This window comes from Mesorhizobium sp. WSM4814, from assembly GCF_055811595.1.
Genome location: NZ_JBVVQT010000041.1, coordinates 1 through 21,514, shown reverse-complemented (window position 1 = coordinate 21,514; position 21,514 = coordinate 1). Strand labels below are relative to the sequence as shown.

Here is a 21,514-nt window from a genome sequence, read left to right as displayed (position 1 = left end):
GGCGCGCCGCCCTCGTTGGTGAGGCGTATATAGTCGGCGCCCAGCCAAAGTGTCAACAACGATTTCAATCTTTTTTGAATTTTTTGCGACGAAAGATTGCGGCGCCGATTTTCGGTAGCCGACTTCCGCGGCGGCATGGGGATAACAAAGCCGAACACCGCCACGGAGCCCTATTGCCGCCGCATTGCGGTTTGACACCAACGCCAACGAAGCTGGCGCAGCACCACTGGCGCGGCGCCTTATAAGAGACTGTAAGAGAGCCACTAAGAGAGCCACTAAGAGAGAAGTATGACTGGGGATCTCGGCCGAAGCCAGCCGCTTCGTTGACTTCGCCCGCCGTGACAGGCAAATGTCATGGCCACAACAAAAGCGACAAGCCGTCCCGCCCGGGGAAGAAGCAGCCTTTCTGGATGCCAGATACGGAAAATGTCATAGCCGAACTCGGCAACGAGCCGCCGCTGATTGCGGACGGTCGCAGTGGCCCGCCCGACCGGCGCGAGGTTTCGGCGCGCTGGCTGTCGGGCACTTTTCTTACCGGCGTGACGTCGAGCGTGCTGATGGGTGTGGCGCTGTTCGCAGCCCTCGACGGCCGTCAGCAATTGGCGACGCCGCCCGAAATCGCCGAACTGATCAGCCTTGCGAGAGGCGACGATTCCGGCGAGATCGCCAAGACCACCAGGCTGGTGGCGCCGCGCCAGATCGCCAAGGCCAAGGACCGCCGGCGCATGGAAGTGCCGATGGTGACCAAGGTCGGCGACCGCGATGTCATCCACACCATGCCTTTCGTGCAGATCAAGATGGCGCTTGCCGCCGGGCACACGACCAGCCGCGCCTATCCGCCTTTCAATCCGATGCAGGTGTTTGGCGACGACCGCGACGGCAATGCCGGCCAGCCGGCGACCGCCGCAGGCCAGATCTATGGCGCCAAGGTCGAAAGCGAGTTGAGCCTGAAAACGGTCGATTTCCCAATCGAGACGGCAGCGTTCGACGAAAAGAGTGACTTGTCCGCCGACGAGGTGGAAAAGGTGGTGCGCGAGGCCGGCACGGGTCTGAGCGACGGCGCCGTGCAGGTCGCGTCGCTGCATTATGTCGACCCGCAGCGATTCGGCGATGCATTCGCCGAGAGCATGGCCGGCTCCTACGACGTCAGGATCGTTCCGGAAAACGTCTCGGTGTCGCCGCGTGCTGCCCCCGACGATCAGGCGCCGGCCTTCGCCGAGGAGATCATCCCCTTCACCAGGGACCGCAACATCGTCGAGGCCTTCGCCGATTCGGGCTATACCGGCGAGGACGCCACCGGTATGGCCGAGGCGATCGCCAAATTGCTGAATGCGACAGCGCTCAAGGCGGGAACCGTGCTGCGCGTCGGCCTCGAGATCCATGGCGACGCCGCCAAGGTCGTTCGCACCGGCATCTACGACAGGGCCCAGCATATCGTCACCATCGCGCTCGATGATCACGGCCAATATGTGCCGGCGCAGGAGCCGGAGCCCAATCCCGAATTGCTGACCGCGTTCGATGATTCGCCGCCGGTGGTGGTGCGCGGCAATCTGCCGAACGTCTATGACGGCATCTACCGCGCCGCCTACTCCTACGGCATGTCCAAGGCGATGACCAAGCGGCTGATCAAGCTCCTGGCGTCCGGCGTCGATTTCCAGTCGCGGCTCAGTCCGTCGGACCGCATCGAGGTGCTGTTCTCGCAGCCGGATGGCGACGACCGGGCATCCGACGAATCCGAGCTGCTCTACGTCTCGGCGAGCTTCGGCGGCACGACGCGTAATTTCTACCGATTCCAGATGCAGGACGGCAGCACCGACTATTTCGACGAGGACGGCCGCAGCGCCCAGCAATTCCTGCTGCGCAATCCCCTGCCCGCAGGAAAATTCCGCTCCGGCTTCGGTGCCCGCAGGCATCCGATCCTCGGCTATGTGCGCTTGCATACCGGCGTCGATTGGTCAGCCGCCATCGGCACGCCGATCATCGCCGCCGGCAACGGTGTCGTCGAGAAGGCCGGCTGGGCCGGCGGCTATGGCAAACAGATCATCCTCCGTCACGCCAATGGCTACGAGACCTCCTACAATCATCAGAGCGCTTTTGCCAAAGGCATCGCGCCGGGCGTGCGCGTCCGCCAAGGACAGACCATCGGCTTTCTCGGCCAGACCGGCCTCGCCACCGGTCCGCACCTCCACTACGAGCTGATCGTCAACGGCACCAAGGTCGACCCGATGCGCGTTCGCCTGCCGGTCGGCAAGGTGCTGAAGGGCGACGACCTCGTCGCTTTCAAGCGCGAGCGCGGGCGCATCGATGATCTGCTCAAGCAGGAAGACAATGATTCGCTGAAAGTCGCGAGCGCCAAGATCGAAGGCTGAGCCGAGTTGGGCCTGGCTGCTCAGCGCTGCGGAGCCTCGGATCCAGGCGGCCATGGCAGTCGCTCGCCGGAAACAGTTGTCCACGCCACGATCGCCGCGAGCAGGCAAAGCAGCGCGGTCACCAAGGCGACTGCTGCGAACGCTGCGTCGCTGGCGGCCAGCCTTGCTGCATCGATATCCGGCGCCGGTTCGCCGAAACCCGGAATGCCGGATGCGGCACCGCTGTTCAGCGCTGCTGCATAGACCCAAGCCGCCAGTGACCCCATCGCCGCCACTGCGATCAGGCCGCCAATGCGCGAGACGGCATTGTTGATTCCCGAGGCAGCACCGGTATCCTTGTCCTCGACCGCCGTCATCACCGCCGTCGACAGCGGCGACACCACCAGCGCCATGCCAAGCCCCATCAGCGCCATCAGCGGAAACACCCCCCACCAGAAACTGTGGATGCCGGCATAGGCCAGCAAGGCAAGCCCGGCAAAGGCGACAGCGACGACGAGACTGCCGCTGGCGATCGGAAAACGCGGACCGATCCGGTCGGACCACTGGCCGACCGGCCCCGACAACAGCGCGATCAAGACCGACAGCGGCAGGAAGATGAAGCCGACCTCGGCGGCGCTCAGCCCCCATCCGGCGATGAGCAGCATCGGCAGATAGAACAGGTTGGCCGACAGTGCGAAATAGAGGAAGAAGGTCGCCACATTGGCGCCGGCGAAGGCGCCGACCCGAAACAGCGAGAGATCGATCATCGGTTCGCGCTGCCGGCGCTCGAAGACAATGAACACGATGAGCAGCACCGCGCCGGCGGCAATGCTCGGGCCGGACATTTGCCCCTCGCCCTCTGCGCTCATCGAAGTCAAGCCGTAGGCAAGCGCTCCGAACGCCAAGGTGGCGAGTGCAGCGCCGCCGAGATCGAGGCTGCGCCTTTCGGTCGGTGCGTCGGCCGGGACCTTGGCGAGGAGAAGATAGATCGAGACAAGACCAAGCGGCAGATTGACCGCGAAGATCACCCGCCAGATGCCGTCGCCGAAGGCAGACAAGACAACGCCGCCCAGCACCGGGCCAAGCGCCGTGGTCAGCGCCGAGGCTGCCGCCCAGATGCCGATCGCCCTGCCGCGCTCCTTCTTCGGATAGGCCTTGGCGATAATGGCGAGGCTGCCTGGCACCATGATGGCAGCACCGATGCCCTGAATGGCGCGAAACGCAATGAGCATTGGTGGATTCGGCGCCACCGCGCAGGCAAGCGAGGCGGCAATGAACAGCGCGATGCCTGCCACGAAAGCATGCCGCAGGCCAAAACGGTCGCCAGCGGCGCCGCCAACAAGGATGAGTGCCGAAAGCGTCAGCGCATAGGCGTTTGAAATCCACTGCGTCTCGGCGAAACTGGCGCCAAGATCGACGCGGATCGCCGGCGTGGCGATGGCCAGGATCGAGCCGTCGATGAAGCCGAGCGCGGAAGCCAGGATCGCCGCGATCAGCACGAACCTGCGTCGCGATTGCGGGCAGAACGTATCGGCCGGCAGCGGCCTGACCAGGGGGACGGCTTCGGCGCCGACTTCGCTTGGAGAACGCATGAAGCCTGCTTAGACCTCCTATGCGCCGGCAACAACCGGCCAGAGGGTTGCTGTCGTTGAAACCAGAACAGGATCACGTCGCCCAAAGAGCCTGCTCCCGGGTTGACCCAGGACTGCGCGATGATTTGGGATAGGGCTCAGTCGATGAATTCCACCGTGACGCCCGGCGAGACGATTTTTGCCAGTTCGCGCGCGTCCCAATTGGTCAGCCGCACGCAGCCATGACTTTCGGTCTTGCCGATCTTGGAGGGGTCGGGTGTGCCGTGAATGCCGTAGGTCGGCTTGTCCAGCGCAATCCAGACCGAGCCGACGGGGCCGTTCGGGCCCGGCGGGATGGTCAGGATCTTGTTGTTTTCGCCCTGCTTGAAATTGATGTTCGGATTGTAGGTGTAGTTCGGGTCGAGAGCGACCCGCGAGACCGCATGCGTGCCGGTGGGTGAAGGCGTGTCAGCCGAGCCGATGGTGGCTGGATAGGCCGCGATCAGCTTTCCCGACGCGTCATAGGCGCGGGCCTGCTTTTTGCCCTTGTCGGCGATGATGCGTGCCACCGGCGTGGCCACCAGCCTGCCGAAATTGGCGACCTTGATGATCGTGCCGGGACGGTTGAAATTGGCTTCCGGATTGAGCGCCTTCAGATAGTTCTCGTCCATGTGGAACCGCTCGGCCAGCGCTTCGGTGACTGAGGTGTAGCTCAGCCGTTCGAGTTGCGCCTTCTGGCCGTAGTCTTCCGGCACCGATGCGACATAGGGGCCGGCAGCATCCTCTGGCGTGATGCTGTAGGAGGCGAAGGCATCGCCGCCGGATTGCTCAAGCGCCGCCTGGATGCCGACCACATCGGTCGACCGCAGATTGCTGCCGGTGATCTCGTTGTAGGCGGCGAGCGCCTTGTCGACATTCGAGCCGAAGCGCCCGTCGACGACGCCGGGCGAAGCGCCGGCGCGGTCGAGCAGCACTTGCAGCGCCGCGACCTCTTGGCGTGCACCGAGTGAAAGCGACGGATCGACGACAATCTTACCGTCGATCTTTGGCGGCAGTGCCGCCTGGTCGCCCGGCTCCATCGGCTCGACCGGTTCGATCGCAGCCTCGTTGAGCGGCTGGCGCATGACGGTGCGCGGCTTTACCGGCTGCGGCGCTTCCGGATAATTGTTGCCATAGTTGCCACCATCCAGCGGTGCTTCGGGAAAAGCGTCCACCGGATCGCCGTAGGCATCATACTCGTCGACCGGCGGTACGACGATCAGGCCCTCCTCTTCCAATTGCCTGCGGCGCAAGCGCGCCTGGTCCTCCGGATCGTCGAGATAATAGCGGTCGTCCTCGACCGGTCCGAGATTGCGCAAGCCCTCGCGGCGGAGTGCGCGGCGATCGAACCTGGTCTGCGGCGGCTGGATGGCGAGCACCTTGCCGGTTTCCGTATCGACGATGACGCGGTTTCCTCTGGCGTCGTAGTAGACGTCGAAATCGCCGTTCTGGGCGACCAGCACAGCATGGCTATCCGAGGCTCGGGCATCCGCGGCGCGGGCAGATCGCGGCGCGATGTCCTGCGTCGGCGCGGCCATTACACTCGAAGAAAGCAGCCCGGCGGCGAACGCCGAAAGGGTGAAGATCGTGCGGAACATGCTGGCCAAATTCTCCGGTCCGTAATTGCCGCCGCCCGGCGTTGTCTCTTTAGAGCGCCGCGCGTCCCTTCGGACGCGCAGGGACGCTCTAACACGTAAAAAACTCCGCATCATGCTTTCCGAAAATCCAATTCGATTTTCGGGCCTTTGCGGCAGGCGAACCCTTCGCCAGCAAATCAGTTGCCAACCATAAGGTTCCAACATGAACCGGGCATGAAGATGGCGGATTTCTGGCGGGCTGGAGCAAGAACACTAGCTGGCGGCGAATCCCAATTCCTTGCGCGCCTGCTTCGTCAGCTTGAGCACGACAAGGCGGTGGCTTTCGCGCAGATAGTCCTTTAGCGCGTCATCGTCCATGCTTTGGCTTGTCTGGCGCTGGATCCATTTCATGCCACGTGAGGCAAGATAGGGTGCGGGCCGAAGGCCCGGCTGTTCCTTCAAGATGTCATAAGCGATGTCGGAGCATTTGAAGGTGACGAACGGCTCCTTGCCATCGCTCCAACCGCCGATCGCAAAGACCTTGGCTCCGACTTTCCAAACATGAGCACCGCCCCACTGGACGACATGGGTCGCCGACGGCAGCGAGGCGCAGAAGCTGTTGTAGTCGTCCAACGTCATCTGCGCCCCCGTTTAATTTTTTGATTATGCGGCGGCCACGAAAATCAGGCCGCCGCCTCGGTCGCTACGATCGTCGGCTTCGACCGGAAGTTCAACCGGTCGGAACCAGCGGTGACCTTGACGGTCGAACTGTCGAGGATGTCGCCGAGCAGGATCTTCTCCGCAAGCGGATCCTGAAGGTCCTTCTGCATCACCCGCTTCAACGGCCGCGCGCCATAGGCCGGATCGTAGCCCTTGGCCGCCAGCCAGTCGATCGCCTCCTGATCCAGCGAAAGCGTGATCTTGCGATCTGCGAGCAGGGTTTCCAGCCGCTTGAGCTGGATCTCGACGATGCGGCCCATATCCTGCCGGCGCAGCCGGTGGAACAGGATCACCTCGTCGACGCGGTTGAGGAATTCCGGCCGGAACGACGCCCTGACGACGCCCATCACCTCGTCGCGCACGACATCGACGTCCTGGTTCTCGCCGAGATTGACCAGATATTCGGCGCCGAGGTTCGACGTCATGATGATCAGAGTGTTGCGGAAATCGACCGTGCGGCCCTGCCCGTCGGTCAGGCGGCCATCATCGAGCACCTGCAGCAGCACGTTGAACACGTCCGGATGCGCTTTCTCGATCTCGTCGAACAGCACGACCTGGTAGGGCCGGCGTCGCACCGCTTCAGTCAGCGCGCCGCCCTCCTCATAGCCTACATAGCCGGGAGGCGCGCCGATCAGCCGGGCGACCGAGTGCTTCTCCATGAATTCCGACATGTCGATGCGCACCATGGCGCTCTCGTCGTCGAACAGGAAGCTGGCAAGCGCCTTGGTCAGTTCGGTCTTGCCGACGCCCGTCGGTCCGAGGAACATGAACGAACCGATCGGCCGATTCGGATCCTGCAGGCCGGCGCGTGCGCGGCGCACCGCTTTCGACACGGCCTGCACCGCCTCGCCCTGGCCGACGACACGCTTGCCGATTTCGTCTTCCATGCGCAGCAGCTTGTCACGCTCGCCTTGCAGCATCTTGTCGACGGGAATGCCGGTCCAGCGCGACACGATGTGGGCGACGTGATCGGGGGTGACCACCTCCTCGACCATGCCGACCTTGCCGTCTTGCGCCTCGGCCTGCGTCAGCTTTTTTTCGAGCTCCGGAATCTTGCCATAGGCAAGCTCGCCGGCGCGCTGGAATTCACCTTTGCGCTGGGCGATGGCGAGTTCGTTGCGCGCTTCGTCGAGCTGTTTCTTCAGGTCGGCGGCGAGCCCGAGCTTCTGCTTCTCGGCCTGCCACTTCGAGGTCAGTTCGGTCGATTCCTCTTCCAGGGCGGAAAGATCCTTTTCGAGCCGGGCAAGCCGGTCCTTCGACGCGTCGTCCTTCTCGACCTTCAGCGCCTCACGCTCGATCTTGAGCTGCATGATGCGGCGGTCGATCTCGTCCAGCGCTTCGGGCTTCGAATCGACCTGCATCCGCAGCCGCGACGCGGCCTCGTCGACAAGGTCGATCGCCTTGTCCGGCAGGAAGCGGTCGGCGATGTAGCGGTTGGACAGCGACGCTGCCGCGACCAGCGCCGAATCCGAAATGCGCACCTTGTGGTGCTGCTCGTATTTCTCCTTCAGGCCGCGCAGGATGGAGACGGTGTCTTCCACCGTCGGCTCATTGACGAAGACCGGCTGGAAGCGGCGGGCAAGGGCCGCATCCTTCTCGACATGCTTGCGGTATTCGTCGAGCGTCGTCGCGCCGACGCAGTGGAGTTCGCCGCGTGCCAACGCCGGTTTCAACAGGTTCGACGCATCCATGGCGCCATCCGCCTTGCCGGCGCCGACCAGCGTGTGCATCTCATCGATGAACAGGATGATGCCGCCGGCCGCAGCGGTGACTTCCGAAAGAACCGCCTTCAGCCGCTCCTCGAATTCGCCGCGATATTTGGCGCCGGCGATCAGCGATCCCATATCGAGCGCCATCAACTGCTTGTCCTTGAGCGATTCCGGCACGTCGCCATTGACGATCCGCAACGCCAGCCCTTCGGCGATCGCCGTCTTGCCGACGCCGGGTTCACCGATCAGCACCGGATTGTTCTTGGTGCGGCGCGACAGCACCTGGATGGTGCGGCGGATCTCGTCGTCGCGGCCGATGACCGGGTCGAGCTTGCCGGCGCGACCGTCGGCGGTGAGATCGCGCGCGTACTTCTTAAGCGCATCATAGCCCTGCTCGGCGCTCGCCGAATCGGCGGTGCGACCCTTGCGGACGTCGTTGATCACCTGGTTCAGCGCCTGTGGCGTCACGCCGGCCTTGGTCAGGATGTCGGCGGTCTTGGCGGATTTCTCGACCGCCAGCGCCGTCAGCAGCCGCTCGACCGTAACGAAGCTGTCGCCGGCCTTCTTTGCCAGTTCCTCGGCAGTCGAGAACACTTTGGCCAGCGGTTGCGCCAGATAGAGCTGGCCGTTGCCGCCCTCCACCTTGGGCATTGCCTCAAGTGCCGTCTCGACGCCCAGCTTGACGTCGCGGACGCTGCCGCCGGCGCGCTCGATCAACGACGCTGCCAGGCCCTCGTCGTCGTCGACGAGCACTTTCAATATATGTTCGGGGGTGAATTGCTGGTGGTTGCGCGAGAGCGCCAAGGTCTGCGCCGACTGGATGAAGCCGCGCACGCGCTCGGAATATTTTTCAAGGTTCATATCTGTCTCCTTCCGTCACCGGCCCGCTTTGCGGCACCGGATCAGATTGCGGTGACGGACCCGCCCGTTCGAGCCGGGTCCTGTTCACGCGAGATATGGGGCGCAATCCACGGACCCTCAAGACGTCCCGATAACGGCGGACTTAATATTCCCCGGGGGGCGCACATACAAAAACGGCGGAGATTTCTCTCCGCCGTCCAGGAATGTCTGGGCCTTGCTCGATCAGTTGTTGACGTCGACGATGGTGGGCTCGCCACCGGCGTCTTCCGCCGGAGCAGCATTCACGTTATCGCCGCCAGCATTGTCGTTACCGCCATCCACCTGATCAGCCACCTGATCAGCATTGACGCGCGGACGGCGCGGACGCCTGGGGCGGCGGGCAGCGCCGCTTTCGGCGGCGGCTTCGTTCATCTCGGCCCGGGCAGCCAGAGCCGCTGGCGAAAAGCTTTCGAACTGCGGCGCGGGTTCGGCCACAGAAACAGGCTCGTTCGGAGACACAGCTTCCGCCTGCACGGGGGTTTCGTTCTGAACCGGTCTCTCGTTGCGCCGGTTCTGATCGCCGCGCTGTCCGCCCTGCTCGCCGCGCGCACCAAATTCGCCGCGCTGGCCGTTCTGGCCGTAGCCGCCATTGGGGCGACGGTCGCGATGGCGGTTGTCTCGCCCGCCGGCATCACGCCCGCCGGCATCACGCCCACTGGCATCACGCCCACTGGCATCACGATTGTCACGGCCGTTTTCCTGGTTGAGCGTCAATTCAGCCGGCGTGCCGTCGATGACCGGCTGCGGGCCTGCACCGTGGTTGACCACCGGAGCCGCAGTCTCGCCGACATTGCTGTTGCCGGCATTGTCGAACTCGTCGCGATCTTCGTCGCCGTCATCGTCGAAATCGTCGCGGTTCTGCTGAGCGCTCTGGATCGGCAGCTGCGCCTGCGCGGCAGCGATGATGCGATTGTAGTGCTCGGCGTGCTGGAGATAGTTTTCCGCCATCACCCGGTCGCCGGAGCTCTGCGCGTCACGGGCAAGGGTTGCGTATTTTTCGGCGATCTGCTGAGCCGATCCGCGGATCTTCACGTCCGGACCGTTGCTCTCGTAATTGCGCGTCAGGGGATTTGGACCCTTGCGGTTGTTGTTATTGTTGTTGCCGCCGCCATTGTTGTTGCGACCGCGCATGCGCCTGTTCTGCTGTTGTGGCCTCATTCGACTCTCTTCATTTTGAATTTTTTCGAAAACTTTTCACGAACGGAGGCGCTCATGCAGCCAGCCGTTTCGTCTCTTCACCGGCGTTCGCCCGCATCGATTGCGTTGGCGCCACGTCTCATCCTGTTCCGGTTACATCACTTGCCGGACGATCCCCGCACGAAGCTTGGGCGTCGTTTGCACAAGAAGGCAGCTATTTCCAAGGAAACCGAATCGCTAAGAGCACTGCCTGCTTCGTCTCATCCGGTTAAGGCGACCCTAGCCGCATTCCCCGGCATTGCCAAGCGCTTTTTTTGCACTGCATCACGGCCTTGTCAGTTCAAAGATCAGAACCCTCTCGTTTCCGCCAAAGTCGCGGAATACCCCCGCCGGCATATAGCCGGCTGCGGAGAAAATGCCCGTGACCTCTTTGCGCTGGGTGTGGCCGATCTCGACCGCAATCCTGCCCTCGGCTTCCAAAAAACCTGCCGCCTCGGCGGCGATGATCCTGTAGGGACTCAGACCGTCCACGCCGCCATCAAGGGCTTGGCGTGGATCGAAATCGCGGACTTCGCCCTGCAGATTTTCGATGTCTATGGACGCTATATAGGGCGGGTTGGCGGCAATTACATGGTATCGGCCAAAAACTTTTTCGAACCAATCGGCTTCGAGCACCTGGAACCGGTCGGCCAACCCCAATTCCCCTGCATTGCGCATCGCGGTCACCAGCGCGCCTGGCGAAATATCGACACCGGTGGCGACCGCCGCCGGAACGGCGCTGAGCAGCGCCAGCGCGATGGCGCCGGTGCCGGTGCCGAGATCGAGGATGCGGCACTCGCCTTGCCGTTCCGCTGTCGCCTTCACGAAGGGCAGCACCGCTTCGACCAGCGTTTCGGTGTCCGGTCGCGGCTCCAGCGTTTCCGGTGACAACGACAGGCGCAAGCCATAGAACTCGCGATGGCCGAGGATGCGATGCACCGGCTCACCGGCAACCCGCCGCCTCAAGGCTGCATCGATCGCGGCAATCGCGCCGGCATCGACACTGCATTCGGGATCGGCGATGGCTTGTGTGCGGGTCGTACCGGAAAAATGTTCGACGATCAGCCTCGCATCCAGCGCCGGATCGGCGACTGCGGCCGCAGCAAGGCGTGCCCGCGCCGCCTTCAGCAGCAGCCCTAGCCTACTGGGCAGACTGTCAGCCATCGAGGCCGATATCGGCGAGCAGCTTCGACTGGTGATCGGCGATCAGCGCGTCGATGATCTCGTCGAGTTCGCCCATCATCACCCGGTCGAGCTTATAGAGCGTCAGATTGATGCGATGGTCGGTGACGCGGCCCTGCGGGAAATTATAGGTGCGGATGCGCTCCGAGCGATCGCCCGAACCGACCTGAGATTTGCGCGATTCGGAGCGTTCCTCGTCAGCCTTGCTGCGCTCGAGGTCGTAAAGCCTGGCGCGCAGGATCTGCATGGCTTTGGCCCGGTTCTGGTGCTGCGACTTCTCCGCCTGCACGACCATGATGCCGGTCGGCAGATGGGTGATGCGCACTGCCGAATCGGTGGTATTGACGTGCTGGCCGCCCGAACCCGAGGCGCGCATCGTATCGATGCGGATGTCTTCGGCCCTGATGTCGATGTCGACCTCTTCCGCTTCGGGCAGCACGGCAACCGTCGCCGCCGAGGTGTGGATGCGCCCGCCGGCCTCGGTCGCCGGCACGCGCTGCACACGATGCACGCCGGACTCGAATTTCAGATGGGCAAAGACCCCCTTGCCCGAAATCGTGGCGATGATTTCCTTGTAGCCGCCGACCTCGCCCTCGCTGGCCGACGCCGTCTCGAAACGCCAGCCGCGTGCCGCGGCATAGCGTTCGTACATGCGAAACAGGTCGCCGGCAAAGAGAGCCGCCTCGTCGCCGCCGGTTCCGGCGCGGATTTCGAGGATGGCATTCTTGTCGTCGGCGGCATCCTTGGGCAGAAGCAGGATCTGGATGTCCTTCTGCAGCGCTTCGATGCGTTCCTTGACCTCCGGCAGATCGGCCTCGGCCAGTGCCCGCATTTCGGCATCGGTGCTTTTGTCGGCGAGCATCGCCTGCAGGTCGGCCTGTTCATGCTCGGCGGTGCGCAGCGCCCTGATCTTAGCCACCATCTCCTGCATGTCGGCATATTCCGACGCCATCTTGACATAGGCGTCCGCCGCCGGCCCGGCCGACATTTGCGCTTCGAGCATGTCGAAACGCTTGACGACTTGATCCATGCGGTCGCGGGGCAGGTTGATCATGGTCCTGGAACTTCGATAAGATTCACGTCAGGGCGAGCCGAAAATGACGAGTTTCGAGAACCGGAGCGGAATGTACAATTAGGTACATGAGCACCGGAAGCGCAGAAAATCGACATTTGCAGGCCGCCCTCACGTGAATTTACAACGGAATGGAGCGGTCGTCGGCAAAGGCCTGCAGCAGCGCCCGCATCGGCAACCCCTGGGCCGGCGCCATGAGATTGTCGTCGAAGAACGCTTCCAGCTCGGCCAGCGGCAGTTCCGTCAGCATCGCCTTGACCGGACCGATCGAGGCCGGTGACATCGAGATCGATCGATAGCCAAGGCCGATCAGCGCCATCGCCGAGATCGGCTTGCCGGCCAGCTCGCCGCACAAGGTCACCGGGGTTTGATTGCGCACCCCGGCGTCGGCAATCTGCTTCAGCGCGCGCAGGAACGGCGTCGACAGCACATCGAAGCGGTCGGCGAGCTGCGTGTTGCCGCGATCGACCGCCATGACGAACTGGAACAGATCGTTCGAGCCGACCGAGACGAAATCGACGGCCTTCATCAGCTCATCGAGCTGGAACAGCAGCGAAGGCACTTCCAGCATGGCCCCGAGCTTCAGGCTGGTCGGCAGATGATGGGCAAAACGCGACAGATGCCGCACTTCGCGATCGATGATTTCGCGCGCCTGGGCGATCTCGCCGAGCTCCGTCACCATCGGCAGCATCAGCTTCAGTTCACGCCCGCCGCATGCCTTCAAAAGCGCTCGGATCTGGGTACGCAACAGGCCCGGCCGGTCGAGCGTCAGGCGGATGGCGCGCCAGCCGAGCGCCGGGTTCTCTTCCTGGATCGTGTCCTTGAAGTAGGGCAGCACCTTGTCGCCGCCGATATCGATGGTGCGGAATGTCACCGGCTTGCCGCGCGCCGCGTCGAGCACGTCACGGTAGAGCCGTTCCTGGGCTTCCGCCCGCGGAAAGGTCGAGGCGACCATGAACTGCAGCTCGGTGCGGAACAGGCCGATACCGGCGGCGCCGGCCTCGGCAAGCTGCGGCAGATCGACGGCCAGGCCCGCATTCATCAAAAGGTCGACCTGGACGCCGTCCTTGGTCATCGACGGCTTCTTGCGCAGCTCGCGATAGACCTCCTGCCGCCGCGCCCGGAAGCGGACCTTTTCGGCATAGGCGGCTTCGAGGTCCGGCTGGGGGCGCAGGTGGATGGCGCCTTCTTCGCCGTCGACAATGATGGCGTCGCCGTTTTCCGCCATGGAAACGGCGCCCTTCATCTGGCCCGCAACCGGTATGCCCATGGCCCGCGCCACGATAACGACGTGGCTGGTCGCTGCGCCGTCCTCCAGCACCAGCCCGCGCAGCTTGTCTCTGGGATAATCGAGCAGTTCGGCGGCCCCCATCGAGCGGGCGACGATGATGGCGTCCTTCGGCAGCGAGACCGCGACATCGTCCGGCCCGCGCCCCATCAGCTGGCGCAGCAGCCGGTTGGCGAGATCGTCGAAATCGCTCATCCGCTCGCGCAGATAAGGATCGGTCATGTGCAGCATGCGGGCACGCATGTCGCTCTGCACTTTTTCCACCGCCGCTTCCGCCGTCAGGCCGTTGCGTACCGCCTCTTCCAACCGGCGCACCCAGCCGCTGTCGTTGGCGAACATGCGATAGGCTTCGAGCACCTGGCGGTGCTCGCCCTCGAAGGCGACTTCGCGGCGTTCCAGCATGTCGTCGATGGAGAGCCGGAGCGAACCGAGCGACGCATCGAGCCGCTTGATCTCCTCATCGCTGTCCTCGTTGAACAGATTGGTGACGACGATGCGCGGCTCATGCAGCACGACATGGCCAAGTCCGACGCCCTCGTTGAAGGACAGGCCGGTAAAGCTCACCGGGCGGCGCAGATCGAGTTCGAGGCCGGGCCGGGTCAGCCGGGCAAGGTCGCCGGTGGCGATCATCTCGGCGATCACCATCGCCGTCGTTTCCAGCGCCTCGACTTCGTCGTCGCGATAATGGCGCATGGTCTTGTTCTGGACGACCAGCACACCGAGCGTGCGCCCCGCCCTGAGCACCGGCACGCCGAGGAAGGAATTGTAGATCTCCTCCCCCGTCTCCGGCAGGTAGGCGAAGGCTGGATGTTCCTGCGCGTTGGAGAGATTGAGCGGCCGTGCCGAGGCCGCGATCGTGCCGACGAGGCCTTCCCCCAGCCTGAGCTGCGCCAAATGGACGGCCTTCGGATTCAGGCCCTCGGTGGCATAGAGTTCGAGCACCGAATCGGCGCGCAGCACGTAGAGCGAGCACACTTCAGCGACCATATTGGCGGCGATGTCGCGCACGATGCGGTCGAGCCGCTCCTGCGGCTCCAGCGGCTCCTGCATGAGCTCGCGGAGCCGTTTCAGCAAAACGCGCGGGCCACTGGCCGTATCACGCATCGCGGCTTGTTCTCCAATGGACATTATGCCCGCCGCAGTTTCTCCCGCGGCCGGCGCTCACGCAACAACTCAAATAGAGCGGCGTCGGTCCAATTGGACCCACAAAGGACGCTCCAAGACTTCGAACTGCTGCATCGTGCTTTCCGAAGATCGACCTCCGATTTCCGGACCGAGCAGTCTGCTACTGCTTATCCAGACCGTAGATGGAATGCAAAGTGCGAACAGCAAGTTCTGTGTAGGGACCGTCGATCAGGATCGAAATCTTGATCTCGGATGTCGTGATCGCACGGATGTTGATCGATTTGTCGGCCAGCGCCTTGAAGGCGGTGGCGGCGACGCCGGCATGGCTCCTCATGCCGATGCCGATGACCGAGACTTTCGACATGCCGGCTTCCGACTGCACGACGTCATAGCCGATCGTGGTCTTCAGCCGCTCGAGCACGGCAAGCGCCTTGTCGACATCGCCGGACGGCACGGTGAAGGTCATGTCGGTGAACTTGCCGTCCTCGGAAATGTTCTGGACAATCATGTCGACATTGATGTTGGCTTCGGCCAGCGGCCCGAAAATGCCTGCGGCGACGCCGGGCCGGTCACCGACACGGCGCAACGAAATCTGCGCTTCGTCCTTGGCGTAGGCAATTCCGGTGACGACCTGCTGTTCCACGATCTCTTCCTCGTCGCAAATAAGCGTTCCGGGCGGATTGAGCAAATCCCCCATTCCGGGCGCGTCGGGATCGTCGAAGGACGACCGCACGAAAGTACGCACCCTGTGCACCATGGCAAGCTCGACCGAGCGTACCTGCAGGACCTTGGCGCCGAGCGAGGCCATTTCAAGCATTTCCTCGAAGGAAATTTTGGCCAGCCGCCGCGCCTTCGGCTCGATGCGCGGGTCGGTGGTGTAGACCCCGTCGACGTCGGTGTAGATGTCGCAGCGGTCAGCCTTGACCGCCGCCGCGATGGCGACAGCACTGGTGTCGGAGCCGCCGCGGCCGAGCGTCGCGATGCGGTTGTCCGGCCCGATGCCCTGGAAGCCGGCGACCACCGCCACCTGGCCCTCGCCGAAGCGCTTGATCAGGAACGCGCCGTCGATGTCGAGAATGCGCGCCGCGCCATGCGCATTGTCGGTCTTGATCGGGATCTGCCAGCCTTGCCAGGAACGGGCATGGACGCCCATGTTCTGCAGCGCGATCGCCAGCAGGCCGGCAGTCACCTGCTCGCCGGAGGCAACGACGGCGTCATATTCGCGGGCATCGTGCATCGGCGAGGCTTCGCGCGTCCACTGCACGAGCTCGTTGGTCTTGCCGGCCATCGCCGAGACGACCACCGCGACCTCATGGCCGGCATCGACCTCGCGTTTGACATGGCGCGCCACATTGCGGATGCGGACGATGTCGGCGACGGAGGTCCCGCCGAATTTCATCACGATGCGCGCCATGGAAGCGAAATGCCTTTGACTGGGTGCCGAAACGGCGGCCGAAAAACGGAAACGGAGCGTCGGGCTGGGCCAGCCGCTGAATTCGCGGCCTCCTTAGCCAAATGCTTTGGGTTTCGCAAGGCGTGCCACCGCTTGCCCCCCTGCTTGCCCCCTTAGGCGACGAAGGCGACATACGAACGCAACGCGCCTACCCGAACGCCTGTCGCAGAGGCGCAGCCGGCAATAGCCGAAATTTGCTGCCTTGACATTCGCCGGCTCTCGACCGACTTCCTAGCGCACCAGAGCGCGATCAGCAAAAGTGGTATCCGGTTTTGCGCCCGATCGCGCTCTGAATTTTTGAGTCTGCGGGAGACCACACGATGCCAGAACCCCGACGATCGACGATCGATGCCGGAGAAGTGGAGCGTTTTTCCGCTCTTGCCGCCGAATGGTGGAATCCGAACGGCAAATTCCGCCCGCTGCACAAGTTCAATCCGATCCGGCTTGCCTATATACGCGACCAGGTGGCGGCGCGCTTCGGCCGCGACCCGCGCGCGGCGCGGCCGTTCGAGGGCCTGCGCATCCTCGACATCGGCTGCGGCGGCGGGCTGTTGTGCGAGCCGATGGCGCGGCTTGGCGCCGAAGTGGTCGGCGCCGACGCCTCCGCCACCAACATCGAAGTGGCCAGGCTGCATGCGGCGGAGGTCGGCGTGACGGTGGATTACCGTGCCACGACAGCAGAGGACCTGGCTGACGCCGGTGAGAAATTCGACGTCATCCTCAACATGGAAGTGGTCGAGCATGTTGCCGACATCGACCTGTTCGTGGCCAAATGCGGCGAGATGCTCAAGCCCGGCGGCATCATGGTCGTCGCCACCATCAACCGCACGCTGAAGGCGCTCGGTCTGGCCATTATCGGCGCCGAATATGTGCTGCGCTGGTTGCCGCGCGGCACCCACCAGTTCGGCAAGCTGGTGCGGCCAGACGAGTTGGAAAAGGCGCTTGCCGGCGCTGGCCTGACCATCATCGACCGCACCGGCGTCACCTACAATCCGCTCGCCGACCGCTGGCAGCGTTCGAAGGACATGGACGTCAACTACATGGTTCTGGCAGAGAAGGCACCCGCCTGAACTTCCTCACGACGCCTTCTCACGCCGCCACCTTCTCACCCGTCTGACTTTGCGTCTTCGGGGCGGTCTGGCTTTGCGCCTTGGTGGTGATGAACACGCCGGCGACAATGATGGCAGCGCCGGCCCAGGTCAGCAATTGATAGTGCTCGCCGAGAAACATCGTCCCGGCAAACAATCCGACCGCCGCCGCGACATAGCCGATCTGGCTGAGATAGACCGGGCCGCCGACCGCCTGCAGCCGGAAGAAGAAAGCGAACATCGCCGCGGCTGATGCGACCTGCCCGACGACGACCAGCGGCACGCCGGCGAGCAGGGCGAGCGAACCGCCGCCCTGCAGCGTGAAGATGCCGCAAAGAAGCAGCGCGGCCGATGCCAGATGGCTGCCGACGGCAAGCTCGATCGGTCCGGTCCCTAGCGGCCAGTCGACCGTGCGGTAGATATTGCCGGCGGCAAGGCTGACCGGAATGAGCAGCCCCGCCGCCACCCAGAAAAATTCGGCCGGCTGGCCAGCCTCGCCGCGCGTCACCGCCACCATGACAGCACCAACGAAGCCGACGGCAATGCCGACGATACCAAGCAGATTGGGACGCCGGACGCCGAGCAGGATCGAAAACACCAGTGTGACCACCGGCGACAGCGTGAACATGATACCGGTGTAGCCGGCGCCGAGATGCGGAATGGTCGAGAACATCAAGAGATTGGGGAGGGCATAGGACACCGCCGCGGTGACGAAGAAATAACGCAGTCTGTGCGGGGTGAGCCGGATGCGTTGTCCGCGCAGCAGCAAGGCGCACAAAAGCACGCCGCCGGCGCCGAGCGAGATGACGAGGGCCCAGACCATGGCCGAAACACCGGCCGCCGTAGCGATCTTGCCGAACGGCAGTGTCAGGCCGAGCAGGCCGCCGGTGACGAGCAAAAGACCGAGCGCTGAATCCCAGAGAAATTTCATAACGAACCTTATTGTCCTTGCGCCTCTCGTCTTTTGCGGGCCCCTTGGCCAGCACTGTGACTCAAGCTAAGATAATACAAAGATTCTTAACGTCAAGATATTTAACGGTGAGATAGATGGATCGCGCCGCGAAAGCGATCGAGCAGTGGAAAAGACAACGGCCGGACCTGGATGTCTCGCCGATGGCCGTGCTCGGACGGTTGAACGAAGCCTCGTCACTGATAGCGCGAGAACGCCTCGCTCCGCTGTTTGCCCGTTTCGGACTGCAATCCGGGGAATTCGACGTGTTGGCGACGCTGCGCCGTTCCGGATCACCTTACGCGCTGACGCCAACCGCCCTCTATGAGGCGACGATGGTGACGTCGGGCGCCATGACCAACCGGCTCGACCGGCTTGAGAAATCCGGATTGATCAAGCGTGGACCGCATCCCAACGACCGGCGCGGGGTTGTCGTGCAACTGACCGAGAAAGGTCTCGCATTGGTCGATGAAGCGGTCGCCGCTCACGTCGCCAACGAACACGAGATACTTTCCGGCCTGACGCGCGCCGAACAGGACACACTCGCTCGCCTGCTTGAGAAATTGATCGGCAGCGTAACCTAGTCAGTCAGTTGCGGTCGTCGGGGAAACTTGGGATCGGCATGAATTCGACGCCGTCCTCGGCCAGACTCTTGGCCTCCTCCAGCGTCGCCTCGCCATAGATGCCGCGCGGATCGCTCTCGCCGAAATGGATTTTGCGCGCCTCCTCGGCAAACTTGTCGCCGACATAGTCGGCGTTCTCGCGCACCTTCTCGGCCATCGCCTTCAATTGCGCCAACGCCTGCTTCTGGGCCTCGCCCATGGCGAGCGCGATCTTTTCTCGGCTGCGCCCGGTGGAGACGGCCGGCGCCATCAACGCCTTCTCGACCTTGCGCGAGCCGCAGGTCGGGCAATCGACGAAGCCACGCTTCTTCTGGGTGTCGAAATCGTCGTTGCTGCGAAACCAGCCTTCGAATTCATGCTCGTGGTCACAGATCAGTGAAAAGCGAATCAAGACGCCGCACCCCTGAGACTTTGCGCCTCGACCGGAGTGGCGTTCACGGCGAAGTCGCGTGAATTTTTCAGATTCGGGATCTTCTTGCGGGCGGCGGCCGATTGCGCCGGGTCGATCTCGGCGACGATCACCGCCGGTTCGTCATGTGACGCCTCGGCGACGATGCGGCCCCACGGATCGACGATCAGCGAATGGCCATAGGTCTCGCGGCCGTCCTCGTGCAGGCCGCCTTGCGCCGCGGCAACGACATAGGCGCCGTTCTCGATGGCGCGCGCCCGCAGCAGCACGTGCCAGTGCGCCTCGCCGGTCTGACGGGTGAAGGCGGCGGGCACCGACAGCAGGTCGGCGCCGGCCAGCGCCTCGGCGCGGAACAGCTGCGGAAAGCGCAGATCGTAGCAGACGGCGAAACCCAGTCTCGCACCATCGATCCCGGCGCCGCTGATCTCGGTGACGACGGCCTCGGTGCCGGGCTCGTAGGCGGCGGATTCGCGCCAGCTCTCGCCATTGTCGAGATCGACGTCGAACATGTGGATCTTGTCGTAGGTGGCAATGGTGGCGCCATCCGGCCCGAACAGAAGCGCGCGGTTGGCGAGCTTGCCGTCGGCGCGCAGGATGGCGGTCGAGCCGATATGCAGGAAGACGCCAAGGTCTTTCGCCAGCTTTCGCGCGGTCGAAACGATGATGTCCTTGTCCTCGGACGTGAAGGCGGCGGCCCGCGCCTGGCTGTCGCGGACCAGCGCACCGGTCATTTCCGGCGACTGGATATAGGTCGCACCCTGGCCCGCGGCCTCGCGCACCAGCCGCTCCAGATCGACCGCGTTGCGCTCGGGGCTGGTACCCGAACGCATCTGGATCGCCGCCGCCTTGAAAGCACCCATCGTCTTGTCCTCAATTCGTCGAGCCATTGGCGAGCAGACGGTCCAGCCGGCCCTCTGCCTCCAGTTCATGGAGATCGTCACAGCCGCCGACATGCGTATCGCCGATGAATATCTGCGGAAAGGTCGAGCGGCCATTCGCGCGGGAAATCATTTCCCGGCGCAGTTCCGGCGAGAAGGAGGCGTCATGCTCGGTGTAGGCGACACCCTTGCGCTCGAGCAGCCGCTTGGCCGCCACGCAATAGCCGCACATCATCCGTGTATAGATCGTCACGTCGACCATCGGTCAGCAATCCTGCCTTTTCCCAATCTATATAGTCGCGGACTCGTCAGCCCGAAAGTCCCCCGGCAGCACGCGCGCAAAGGTCAGCACGTCGACCGTCCCGGCACCGCCCGTCTTCAGCGCCTTGGCGACGGCGCGGACAGTGGCGCCGGTGGTATAGACATCGTCGATCAGGAGCATCCGGCGGCCGGCGATCTCGATCTCGGCCTCCTCCGGCACTCTGAAGGCGGCACGCACATTCTCCTCGCGTTCCCGCCGCTCCAGCCCGACCTGCTGGCGGGTGAGTTTGACGCGCCTGACCGCGGAGGGCGCAAAAGGCAGCCCGCCAAGCTGCGATACCGCCCTTGCCAGTTCCGCCGACTGGTTGAACTGACGCCTGAAAAAGCGCCGCCAGTGCAGCGGCACCGGCACGACCACATCGGCTTCCGCGATCAGTTCGGCACCGGCGCGCAGCATCCAGCGCGCCATCCACGGCGCCAGATCGGTGCGATCCTGGTATTTCAGCCCTTGCACCATCTGGCGCGCGACACCGGAGTAAGCGACCGCGGCCCGTGCCCGCTCGAAGGGCGGCGGGTCGGCGATCGCCTCGGCCGACAGGAACCCCTCGCCCATGTGATGGGTGAACGGCGTGCCCATCACCGGGCACCATGGCCGCTCCAGAAGCCTGAGTTTCGGCCAGCAGGCGCCGCACAGCACGCCGGGCTGCGAGACATGCCGTCGGCAGCCCGCGCAAACCGGCGGAAACAGGATGCGCGCCGGCCAGTCCAACGCCTTTCGAGCGACACTCTTGATATCCGGCATTGGATCGGCCACGTGGTTCTTTCTCCGCCACCCTATATCAGAGTGCGGAAACCAGGAACTGTCAGTTGCAACCTATAGTCGATACCTCTCTCTGGCTGGCGCACAAGCGCCGGGCGCTCGCCAACCCGGCCGCCGACGCGGACTTCCTGATGCGGCGGGCCGCCGAGGAACTCGCCGACCGGCTGGGGGCGGTAGAACGCAAATTCGACAGGGCGGCCGTCCTGTTTTGCCAGACGCCGGCGGCAGTCGACGTGCTCGCGACAAGCGGCAAGGTGGCGGACATCGTGCGCGTCGAGGCGGATGCGGCTTTCCTGGGCGATGGGGCGGGGGGCGATGGAGCGGGG

At 63.8% G+C, this 21,514-nt stretch carries 17 protein-coding genes and 1 pseudogene; 4 read left to right on the top strand and 14 right to left on the bottom strand.

From position 1 onward, the window contains the following. Positions 1–410: 410 nt before the first annotated feature. Positions 411–2,369, top strand: coding sequence for a M23 family metallopeptidase (locus AC0L2V_RS31150; RefSeq protein ID WP_473513776.1), 1,959 nt, complete (start codon positions 411–413; stop codon positions 2,367–2,369). Positions 2,370–2,389: 20 nt separating this feature from the next. Here AC0L2V_RS31150 and AC0L2V_RS31145 read toward each other — a convergent pair whose 3' ends face one another. The 9 genes from AC0L2V_RS31145 to AC0L2V_RS31105 form a co-directional block, all read right to left on the bottom strand. Beyond that, a complete protein-coding gene (locus tag AC0L2V_RS31145) occupies positions 2,390–3,940 on the bottom strand; it encodes an MFS transporter (RefSeq protein ID WP_473513774.1) in 1,551 nt (516 codons plus the stop codon). 137 nt (positions 3,941–4,077) lie between these two features. Continuing rightward, positions 4,078–5,556, bottom strand: coding sequence for a L,D-transpeptidase family protein (locus tag AC0L2V_RS31140; RefSeq protein WP_473522065.1), 1,479 nt, complete (start codon positions 5,554–5,556; stop codon positions 4,078–4,080). 252 nt (positions 5,557–5,808) lie between these two features. Next, positions 5,809–6,174 carry an MmcQ/YjbR family DNA-binding protein gene (locus tag AC0L2V_RS31135; protein WP_027153335.1) on the bottom strand — a complete coding sequence of 122 codons (366 nt, stop codon included), beginning with the start codon at positions 6,172–6,174 and terminating at the stop codon, positions 5,809–5,811. A gap of 44 nt (positions 6,175–6,218) precedes the next feature. Beyond that, positions 6,219–8,825, bottom strand: a complete 2,607-nt coding sequence (gene clpB / locus AC0L2V_RS31130) for an ATP-dependent chaperone ClpB (protein ID WP_473522064.1) — start codon at positions 8,823–8,825, stop codon at positions 6,219–6,221. Between the two features lie 222 nt (positions 8,826–9,047). After that, complete coding sequence (locus AC0L2V_RS31125) at positions 9,048–10,022, bottom strand: DUF4167 domain-containing protein (RefSeq protein WP_473522063.1); 975 nt, start codon at positions 10,020–10,022, stop codon at positions 9,048–9,050. A 303-nt stretch (positions 10,023–10,325) separates the two neighbouring features. Beyond that, positions 10,326–11,204: a peptide chain release factor N(5)-glutamine methyltransferase gene (prmC, locus tag AC0L2V_RS31120; protein ID WP_473522062.1), complete on the bottom strand. Its 879-nt coding sequence runs from the start codon at positions 11,202–11,204 to the stop codon at positions 10,326–10,328. Next, complete coding sequence (gene prfA, locus AC0L2V_RS31115) at positions 11,197–12,276, bottom strand: peptide chain release factor 1 (RefSeq protein ID WP_027153339.1); 1,080 nt, start codon at positions 12,274–12,276, stop codon at positions 11,197–11,199. Before prfA ends, prmC begins: the two co-directional genes overlap by 8 nt. Before the next feature lie 139 nt (positions 12,277–12,415). Beyond that, positions 12,416–14,686 (bottom strand): phosphoenolpyruvate--protein phosphotransferase, encoded by a 2,271-nt coding sequence (gene ptsP / locus AC0L2V_RS31110; RefSeq protein ID WP_023797302.1) that lies wholly within the window; start codon positions 14,684–14,686, stop codon positions 12,416–12,418. 181 nt (positions 14,687–14,867) lie between these two features. Further along, on the bottom strand, positions 14,868–16,121 hold the full coding sequence (locus AC0L2V_RS31105) for an aspartate kinase (RefSeq protein ID WP_023797301.1): 1,254 nt from the start codon (positions 16,119–16,121) through the stop codon (positions 14,868–14,870). A 359-nt stretch (positions 16,122–16,480) separates the two neighbouring features. Here AC0L2V_RS31105 and ubiG point away from each other — a divergent pair, with 359 nt between their 5' ends. After that, complete coding sequence (ubiG, locus tag AC0L2V_RS31100; RefSeq protein WP_091600073.1) at positions 16,481–17,230, top strand: bifunctional 2-polyprenyl-6-hydroxyphenol methylase/3-demethylubiquinol 3-O-methyltransferase UbiG; 750 nt, start codon at positions 16,481–16,483, stop codon at positions 17,228–17,230. Between the two features lie 19 nt (positions 17,231–17,249). Here the strand turns inward: ubiG and AC0L2V_RS31095 are convergent, their stop codons facing one another. Further along, positions 17,250–18,179 carry a DMT family transporter gene (locus tag AC0L2V_RS31095; RefSeq protein WP_473522061.1) on the bottom strand — a complete coding sequence of 310 codons (930 nt, stop codon included), beginning with the start codon at positions 18,177–18,179 and terminating at the stop codon, positions 17,250–17,252. A gap of 116 nt (positions 18,180–18,295) precedes the next feature. Here AC0L2V_RS31095 and AC0L2V_RS31090 point away from each other — a divergent pair, with 116 nt between their 5' ends. Continuing rightward, positions 18,296–18,781, top strand: a complete 486-nt coding sequence (locus AC0L2V_RS31090) for a MarR family winged helix-turn-helix transcriptional regulator (RefSeq protein WP_473522060.1) — start codon at positions 18,296–18,298, stop codon at positions 18,779–18,781. Between the two features lie 4 nt (positions 18,782–18,785). Here AC0L2V_RS31090 and AC0L2V_RS31085 read toward each other — a convergent pair whose 3' ends face one another. The 4 genes from AC0L2V_RS31085 to AC0L2V_RS31070 are packed head-to-tail and all read right to left on the bottom strand — an operon-like array spanning position 18,786 to position 21,182. Continuing rightward, the gene (locus AC0L2V_RS31085; RefSeq protein ID WP_473522059.1) at positions 18,786–19,211 is read right to left on the bottom strand and encodes a DUF1178 family protein; all 426 of its coding nucleotides are present in this window, start codon (positions 19,209–19,211) and stop codon (positions 18,786–18,788) included. Next, positions 19,208–20,089, bottom strand: coding sequence for a carbon-nitrogen hydrolase family protein (locus AC0L2V_RS31080; protein ID WP_473522058.1), 882 nt, complete (start codon positions 20,087–20,089; stop codon positions 19,208–19,210). The genes AC0L2V_RS31085 and AC0L2V_RS31080 overlap by 4 nt, the downstream gene beginning before the upstream one ends. A gap of 10 nt (positions 20,090–20,099) precedes the next feature. Then, entirely contained in the window at positions 20,100–20,369 is a 270-nt protein-coding gene (gene grxC, locus AC0L2V_RS31075; protein WP_027153348.1) for a glutaredoxin 3, read from the bottom strand. 27 nt (positions 20,370–20,396) lie between these two features. After that, positions 20,397–21,182: a ComF family protein gene (locus AC0L2V_RS31070; protein ID WP_473522057.1), complete on the bottom strand. Its 786-nt coding sequence runs from the start codon at positions 21,180–21,182 to the stop codon at positions 20,397–20,399. Between the two features lie 53 nt (positions 21,183–21,235). Between AC0L2V_RS31070 and AC0L2V_RS31065 the strand changes: the two are divergent. Then, positions 21,236–21,514, top strand: a pseudogene (locus tag AC0L2V_RS31065) (SAM-dependent methyltransferase); the annotation flags it as partial.

Coding starts and splice junctions, on each gene's coding strand:
- AC0L2V_RS31125 (WP_473522063.1), bottom strand. CDS start 10,022: ATGAGGCCACAACAGCAGAACAGGCGCATGCGCGGTCGCAACAACAAT.
- AC0L2V_RS31105 (WP_023797301.1), bottom strand. CDS start 16,121: ATGGCGCGCATCGTGATGAAATTCGGCGGGACCTCCGTCGCCGACATC.
- AC0L2V_RS31080 (WP_473522058.1), bottom strand. CDS start 20,089: ATGGGTGCTTTCAAGGCGGCGGCGATCCAGATGCGTTCGGGTACCAGC.
- clpB (WP_473522064.1), bottom strand. CDS start 8,825: ATGAACCTTGAAAAATATTCCGAGCGCGTGCGCGGCTTCATCCAGTCG.
- AC0L2V_RS31135 (WP_027153335.1), bottom strand. CDS start 6,174: ATGACGTTGGACGACTACAACAGCTTCTGCGCCTCGCTGCCGTCGGCG.
- ubiG (WP_091600073.1), top strand. CDS start 16,481: ATGCCAGAACCCCGACGATCGACGATCGATGCCGGAGAAGTGGAGCGT.
- grxC (WP_027153348.1), bottom strand. CDS start 20,369: ATGGTCGACGTGACGATCTATACACGGATGATGTGCGGCTATTGCGTG.
- prfA (WP_027153339.1), bottom strand. CDS start 12,276: ATGATCAACCTGCCCCGCGACCGCATGGATCAAGTCGTCAAGCGTTTC.
- AC0L2V_RS31090 (WP_473522060.1), top strand. CDS start 18,296: ATGGATCGCGCCGCGAAAGCGATCGAGCAGTGGAAAAGACAACGGCCG.
- prmC (WP_473522062.1), bottom strand. CDS start 11,204: ATGGCTGACAGTCTGCCCAGTAGGCTAGGGCTGCTGCTGAAGGCGGCG.
- AC0L2V_RS31150 (WP_473513776.1), top strand. CDS start 411: ATGCCAGATACGGAAAATGTCATAGCCGAACTCGGCAACGAGCCGCCG.
- AC0L2V_RS31140 (WP_473522065.1), bottom strand. CDS start 5,556: ATGTTCCGCACGATCTTCACCCTTTCGGCGTTCGCCGCCGGGCTGCTT.
- AC0L2V_RS31145 (WP_473513774.1), bottom strand. CDS start 3,940: ATGCGTTCTCCAAGCGAAGTCGGCGCCGAAGCCGTCCCCCTGGTCAGG.
- ptsP (WP_023797302.1), bottom strand. CDS start 14,686: ATGCGTGATACGGCCAGTGGCCCGCGCGTTTTGCTGAAACGGCTCCGC.
- AC0L2V_RS31095 (WP_473522061.1), bottom strand. CDS start 18,179: ATGAAATTTCTCTGGGATTCAGCGCTCGGTCTTTTGCTCGTCACCGGC.